Below are 7,045 nucleotides of genomic sequence, written 5' to 3' on the forward strand. Positions count from 1 at the left end.
CAACGCCCTGACAGGAAGGCTCATGAATAAGGCGGGCTAACACCCACTGATTATGCGGCAGCTGCTCTATCGATCCATGACTGTCCGCTTCTAATGTGAGTCTACCAAAACTGGCCGTCGGCTACCGGCCCAANCGTCCAAGGGCCCCTCGACTCTGCCCGAAAGCGGACGTCCAATTCGCTACTCTACACCATCTTCCTGTTTCGCCCTTGTGGCACTCGATGAGCCGAAGGTTTCAAATTCATGAGCGAACAAGCGTTGCGCCTGGCGCGTTCGCGACTGGCATCTTGATACCCCATGGGTAGGTCGCTGGCGATCCATTCTCATATTGATAGACAGCGAGTGCCGGCAGATTGCGCTTGTCGTAGCTGCGGCCGAAGCTGATCACCACGCTGGTCGGCGCAACAAGCACAAGGTGAACTTGCCGGACATTGGTCGCACAAAGCTGGCGCGCCAAGTCGAAGAATTGCTGCGCCCATGCCGCCTGTTTCGCCGCTGACCAATGATGATCGATTGTTGGAGCAAGTAGCCCTAGCCGAATGACCGGCAGGCCTGAGAAGCGATGTGCGATAGCAGCCCGATCTTCCGGGTAAGACACCGAGACCGCGACCACAACTTCGCTGGCATCACCGACCGTCTCGAGCCCGCTCAGCACCAATCGCTCGCCGTCATCTGGTTCGTCGAGACCGCGCCAGCACTCTTGGGCCCGATCCCAGTCCAGCAGCGTCACACGGCCCTCATCATCTAGAAGAACCCCCATCAGAAAGGCGAACGGCACCGCGGCTATGCCGCCGGCAAAGATCGTGAGGTCGCGACGCTCCCGGCCTGTAGAGTACTGATGGATCATGTGCGGTAGGCTCTCGAGCTTGGCCAACGCCTGCTCGGGCGAAAGCAAAACGCCGTCCGCACCCTGCCGGATATCGAGTAGGAGTGAGACACGCCGGTCCATAATCCCCGTCGGGAGCGCGGAGATAAGCGGTTGTCCACTGATGTCCCGTAGCCCTCGCAGCTCTATCGCCAGCACTTGCTTGCGGCTCTCGCGTCGCAGATCGACAAACAGCCATAGTGCTCCACCGATGATCATTAGGGAGGCGAAAGTGAGGACGAGCGCCAAAACAAAGGCCGGTATGCCGGCACCGGAATCGAAGGACACATCGATCCGGCCGTTCTCGGTCGGGATGCCAACCGTCAGCGCGAACCCGACAAAGGTCGAGAGGATCAGCGTCACGCCCCATTTGATGAGCCGCATGCCCGGCAGCGGGCGCAGGAAGATGAAATCGATCCAGGAGCGAATGAAATAGTCGAAATGCTTTTTCACGTCTGGTTCCCCTGTGCGCTGTCGATGATCTCGATCGGCTCTGGCGGCGCGCCGCGCTGGAACAGCGTCGCCGACAATAACAGCCGCCGCCACCAAGCCGTGCGCACGATCAGCAGCATGGCGAAGGGGATATCGGGCTCCCCCTCGACAAGATCTTGCATCGATGCGAGGTCGGTGGCGCTCGGAATGGGTAAATGGTTTGGGTGCGAATGCCATTCGCCGAGATAGTTGAACCGCGCGAAATCCGACGCGGTTTCCTCGTAGAAGCGGTCAAGCGCGTGGCGGTGATGTTCAACCGATCGCACGAAATGAGCGGCGCCGCCCGTCACTTCATCGATCGTAAAGTCGGCGAGCCTGAAATAGCCGGCCTCCACCTGTTCGGCCATGAGGACACCGCCGATCTCGCGCCGTCGCGCCTTGGCCAGCGCCTGGCGCATGCGTGCGCGGAGCGGCTGCGTGAACTCAACCTTCATCCTCGGCCTCCTCGGCCTTGGGGAAAAACTCGCGCAGCAGACCGCCCAACTCATCTCGCGCATTCTCATCGGCGTCCGGACCCCATTGCCCCTCGGGCACAAGGTCGATCGGATAAGTGTCGAATGCTGCTGCGAAGATCCACTTACGCGCCATCCCGATTGCATAGGCCGAATTCGGAAAAGTGGTCGCGCCACCTTTGAGCAGATCGATCGCTAAGCGTCCGGCATGAGCTGCGATGACTGAGACATCCGCGTCGTCGGCGATAAGCGGTGGATTTTCGGCATCGATCTGCAGGCTGTATTGCTCGCCATCGCCACCGGACCAGGGAATGCCATTGTCTTCACACCAACGCAGTATCTGTCGCCGCGCGGCGTGCGGCGGAGGATCGAGATCCGGGCGCGAGCGCGCGATCATGCCGCCAATACCGCCGGCAAATACCTCAGCCCAAATAAGCGGCTTCCGTTCGGCAGATGCCACCGCGCCGCAAAGGTTGAAAGTTTGCGCGTCTGCCGTCGCGTCGATGATCAGATCGCACTGGCTTATCCTCTGCAGTGCCGAGTCAGTCGATGCAGAACTCTCCTGTCCGCCGAGCAGCAATCGTCTGACGATCGTCTTGGTCGACGGATTGATGTCACGGAGCCGCGCCGCCAGTGCGTCAGGTTTATTGAGACCGACTGCGCGCCAATCGAGCTCGTTTCGCACCAGATTGCCCGGTAGCAGCAGATCGCCATCGACCAGCACCAGCGTGCCGACGCCTGCACGAGCAAGGGTTGCCGCGACCTTCGACCCAACGGAGCCGCAACCGACGATCGCGACCGATCGCTCCGAAAGCCCACCGTGCTCGGCAGACAGGCGTTGCTCGTTCACCGGCGCGACGATGGTGCGGTACACGTAGACATCGCGTTTTCCGGTGCCCTGCGCGAGCGAATAGAGCCGCGCTGTTCCGCGGTGGACAAGCAGAAGTGGCATCTCGGCGTCGGAGACTTTCAGTCGCTCAAGCGCCGGGGCGAAGTTCAGTGCGGTCAAAAAGGTGTTCAGAAAGGCATAGTTGCCTTCGAACGGCACATCGACTTTGTCGGGGAGCCGGATGGCAAATCCCTCGCGCGTGCGCGGGTCGGCAAGCTGCGACGCGGCGGCCCACAAGGGCGGCGCGTCAGGCGGTCCAAGCCGGCGTGGATGCGCAAGCCAATGTTGCGCGAACCAGTGTTCATCGAGCGTGAAGGGCTGAGGCAGGAAGAGTGGCTGCTCGATAAGGATGTCCAGCAAAGCCGCGTCGAGGATCAGGCGCAGCTTGGTATTGCGTACCTCCTGCGCAATAGTCTGGCGATGGGCGTTGGCGACATCGGCGACTTCACCTGCAGCCGGACTTTCGCTTGACAACAACCGATAAGCACTCCCGATCATCATCGCGCCGGTGAATTGCGGTTCCCAATTGTCGGGGCGATATTCGAGACAGAGCTCACCGCCCGCGCCGTATTGGTGACCTGAGATCCTTGTGCCGTCGCGCGGCGTGACCTGCGGCGGCACCGCCGGGAAAAAGTGAGGGTATGTCAGGCAAAGCGGGTAGCTGGCGCCAAGATGGACGATGTCGAAGTCTGCGACGAACCGCAGATCTTCGGTCAGGCGCCATTTGACCGACTGAAGCCAGTCCGCCTCTTCAGCGAGTTCGGCGATCGCTTGCCGTTCGGTGCGTGCACGGGACGGCAGGTCGGTCCACCAGATCACGCAAAGCCTTGCGGTTTCGTCGGCGTGCGCGCGGTGTTGCTAAAGCTTGGGGTCGACAGCGCACCGGCGGCGGCCGCCGTTGCTCCGCGGAGCAGCCCAGCGGGCTTGCTGGCGCTCCGATCAGCTGCGCGCTTGGCCAGCTCGTGCCCGAGCTGCGGCGACAGTGAGTCAGTGATTGAGTGTCTATCGGCAAGGCTCGCTGCATGGGCGAAGTCCCGCTGCGCCTGGCGCAGCCACGCATAGAAAGCCCGTTCACGCTCGGGGAATTCGGCCCATTTGTCGGCAAAATTCTCGAGCGGGTCACTCGGATTGGCGATCACTGCACGACCGCGCGTGTCACGCGCGATATAGGCTTCCATTCCGCTCAGAATCGATAACAACGCGTCGGCGATCTCTTCTTCGCCCTGATAGGCATGCGCCGCGAGCGTGGTGATGATGATCGAGATCGGACTGCAGTTGAGCTCATCCTTTGCATACATGATATCGCGGTGCCGCTTCAGGATCATGATCGAGGATTGCAGCGGCGTGCGCACCTTATAGTCCGGGATCGCCTCGACGCTGGCCTTGACAGCATCGGCCATGGCGCGACGACGCTTCTCGAGCACCACGCGCATGCGGCCCTTGAACCAATCGAGATAGCCCTTGGGGTTCGAGCGTGGCCAATCGTGGGTGATCTGCTGATAATCCAGCCGCTCGTTATCGGTGATCGCGATCGCGGTTGCCGCCCGGCTGGCGTCGAGACCCTTGCTATCGAGCAGGACGCGAACGTCCTGCGCATTGGGCAGTGCGGGCACCAAGTCCATATGAAACTGCGCGCCATCAGCATAATTGAGGGTCCAACACCGGCGTCCCTCGCGGAGCGGCTTAGCCATCGCCTGAGAGCGACGATAACCCTCCATTTCCATGCCGACTAGTGCCTTGAGCGTCTCCTGCGAGAGTTGCGGCTTGCTGAGCGCTTTCAGTTCACAAACGGCATCAATATCATACTCCTCGTCGGCATGCAGCGGCTTGATCACCGTTCCGAGACCGAAGGAGCCTTGGACATACACGGCGGGATCATAGTCACGCAGCATCGAGGCAGAACGATTGAACCATCGTCCGAGCGACTGATAGCTCTCCTCTGCCTGCTCATAGCGCGTGTCGCTGATTTCGAGCTCTTCAGCGAGCGCATCGAGATAGGTCTTGGCAATCGAGGTGGCTGTGGTCGCCATGAAATAAACCCCAAATAACATCCCCGGGCTATTCGCCCGCTACTACTCCCGTGGGACGACAATGTAGTTACGCTGCATCGACGTTCAAGGTTTGTTGAGAAAGGTGTGCGAGACATACGATCGGGCGGGTCACAGGCTGCGGCCTGAAGCCTGCGCTGTTGATCTGGTCTGGTTAACCGATGATTATGGGGCATGAGCCCCTCCACCCAGGCGTCAACCTTCTATCTCGACGAGAGCGGTAACAGTGGCGATCTCACGCGGTCGGGTCGAGATATGGACTTCGGCGGCCAGGAAATCTTTGTTTTGGCCAGCATCGGCACAGACGATCCCGATGCTCTTGCCCGGGAGCTGGAGCACTTACGCCACCATCACCGCGTCCAAGCGGCAGAGCTGAAATCCTCGGCGCTCAAGAACAAGCCGGCGCTGGTTGGTGACCTGCTTGCATTCCTGCGGCTGCGCAATCTGCCGCTTCTCTTGGAGGTGATCGACAAAAGATTCATGATCACCGCCAACATGATCAACAATCTCGTGCTACCCGCAGTTGGCGCGTGCGACGTCACACCCGAGGCACAATGGTTCCGGAACGAGCTTGCCGAGTATTTGCACGCACTGGCTTCGCCGAGCGTGATCGCTGCTTATGTGGCTGCGTGCGATACGCCCTCGGCAGCGAACATCGTCCGCGCATTCGACACGCTGCTCGATTGGCTCGATGAGCGGAAAGCTGGCGACGAACGGGCGGAAGCCATGCGTTTCTTCGCTCGTGATAGTCTCAGCGATTTCATGACCGCTGGCCCAGAAACTGAAGCGGCCCAGCGCCGCTGCCTTCCGCCACCCGATTTGGGGAAGAAAGGCCAGTCGATTTGGATGTTGCCAAATTTGACTTCGTTCACCAACGTGTATGCTCGGATCAATCGGTATCGGCGACGCCGACTTGCGGACGTCATCATCTTGCATGACGAGCAGGCGCATTTCGATGAAATTTTGGCCGATGCCAAGGCGCTCGCCGAGCGGCTTGCCGCCGAAGGGGCGGCGATGCCGGCGCGTTTCGCCGACTATCATTTCGTCGAGCAGGCTACCTTGCGCTTCGCCAGTTCCGGCGACACTTCGGGTATCCAAGCGGCCGACATCATCGCTGGCTTCCTGATGCGCTATGTAAAGTCGGTACTCCATGGCGCGGTCACTCCCGACCCGGTAGTACAAGACGTCTTCGATGCGCTGATAGATTTCACGGACCCGGCGCAGGGGCTTGGCGTCAATTTTGTTCTGGCCAGCCACGATGTCGTGAAGCTTGGAGTGCGGCCGTTGTGAGCAACTCGGACACCTCGGATAGGTTCTGTAGTTCGACGTCCGCATTATCGTGACCGCTCACCGAAAGCCGCCATTCCCAAGTGTCCGCTCAACCACCGGCTTTTGAGCGCTGCAGGATCGACTTGCGGACCGGCGAGTGGCTAGCAATGCGCGTCCATTGATGGTCATCGGCTCCGGAAAAGCACTGGACAACTGATTGCGCAGAGCAGCACATATCAACGCACGCGGTGTGAAAATGGAAAAGCCTGTCAGGGGTTCAGCCTTACTCGAATTTAGAGGACTTGACACCTAGCGCAGTGCAATCGCCAGATGTGCAAGGAGAGGAATATTGCAGTGCATGGCTACAAACCTAAAGTGTCAACTATCGATCCTGCTGCACTCTTGGAAGACGTTTTTGCGATCCAGGCGAGCAATCGACGAAATCGCGTCGAGGTTGCTCGATACACCGCACCCAACTTCACGCCTTTGGACTTTCTAGACACCAAGGAACGCGGCCTATCCCGAATCTTGGCCTGGCTACTCAACCCGCAGGGGTCGCATGAGCAAGGTGCCGTTTTTCTCGACGAGTTTATGCGCTGGCTAGATCTTGACGATGAGTGGCGTCGCGACCTCGACAGCGCGAAGGTCATACTCGAGGCGCCAACAATAGTGGCGAAGCGCGTTGGATACCTTGACGTCCTCGTCAGACTCAAAGGCCGGATGCTCGCGATTGAGAACAAGCCCGCCGCAGTCGACCAGCCTGAACAGGTGCGCCGGTATCTTGCCGACTTGTCGTCGCGTCGCCTCGACGCTTACTGCCTTGTTTACCTTTCGGGCTCGGGCCGCGCGCCGTCGGACAAGAGCGTCGGCAAGGACGAGTTCGGTGCGGCGGTGGCATCCGGCACGCTGCGCGTTCAGGGCTACGCCGCCATCGCCGACTGGATGAACGCGTGCATGCCCCGCTGTGCGGCGCCCTCCGTTTCGGCAATGCTAGCCCGCCTTATTCATGAGCCTTCCTGTCAGGGCGTTG

General features: G+C 60.2%; 6 protein-coding genes. 2 read left to right on the top strand and 4 right to left on the bottom strand.

Going from position 1 to position 7,045, the window contains the following annotated elements; translation table 11 throughout:
• Positions 1 to 241: 241 nt before the first annotated feature.
• Genes CHU93_RS16850 through CHU93_RS16865 form a run of 4 tightly spaced genes read right to left on the bottom strand, consistent with a single transcriptional unit; the run spans position 242 to position 4,728 of the window.
• Entirely contained in the window at positions 242 to 1,318 is a 1,077-nt protein-coding gene (locus CHU93_RS16850) for an SAVED domain-containing protein (RefSeq protein ID WP_094475305.1), read from the bottom strand.
• Positions 1,315 to 1,791, bottom strand: a complete 477-nt coding sequence (locus tag CHU93_RS16855; RefSeq protein WP_094475306.1) for a Mov34/MPN/PAD-1 family protein — start codon at positions 1,789 to 1,791, stop codon at positions 1,315 to 1,317. Before CHU93_RS16855 ends, CHU93_RS16850 begins: the two co-directional genes overlap by 4 nt.
• A complete protein-coding gene (locus tag CHU93_RS16860) occupies positions 1,781 to 3,517 on the bottom strand; it encodes a ThiF family adenylyltransferase (RefSeq protein WP_094475307.1) in 1,737 nt (578 codons plus the stop codon). The genes CHU93_RS16855 and CHU93_RS16860 overlap by 11 nt, the downstream gene beginning before the upstream one ends.
• Complete coding sequence (locus CHU93_RS16865) at positions 3,514 to 4,728, bottom strand: nucleotidyltransferase domain-containing protein (RefSeq protein WP_094475308.1); 1,215 nt, start codon at positions 4,726 to 4,728, stop codon at positions 3,514 to 3,516. The genes CHU93_RS16860 and CHU93_RS16865 overlap by 4 nt, the downstream gene beginning before the upstream one ends.
• 192 nt (positions 4,729 to 4,920) lie before the next feature.
• On the opposite strand from CHU93_RS16865, the gene CHU93_RS16870 reads away from it, so the two are divergent.
• Both CHU93_RS16870 and CHU93_RS16875 read left to right on the top strand, forming a co-directional pair.
• Entirely contained in the window at positions 4,921 to 6,036 is a 1,116-nt protein-coding gene (locus CHU93_RS16870; protein ID WP_094475309.1) for a DUF3800 domain-containing protein, read from the top strand.
• Between the two features lie 354 nt (positions 6,037 to 6,390).
• On the top strand, positions 6,391 to 7,045 hold a 655-nt coding region (locus CHU93_RS16875), incomplete at its 3' end, for a PDDEXK-like family protein (protein WP_165768794.1).

Source organism: Sandarakinorhabdus cyanobacteriorum (assembly GCF_002251755.1).
In the GTDB taxonomy this organism is placed as follows: Bacteria; Pseudomonadota; Alphaproteobacteria; order Sphingomonadales; family Sphingomonadaceae; genus Sandarakinorhabdus; species Sandarakinorhabdus cyanobacteriorum.

Coding starts and splice junctions, on each gene's coding strand:
- CHU93_RS16855 (WP_094475306.1), bottom strand. CDS start 1,791: ATGAAGGTTGAGTTCACGCAGCCGCTCCGCGCACGCATGCGCCAGGCG.
- CHU93_RS16865 (WP_094475308.1), bottom strand. CDS start 4,728: ATGGCGACCACAGCCACCTCGATTGCCAAGACCTATCTCGATGCGCTC.
- CHU93_RS16870 (WP_094475309.1), top strand. CDS start 4,921: ATGAGCCCCTCCACCCAGGCGTCAACCTTCTATCTCGACGAGAGCGGT.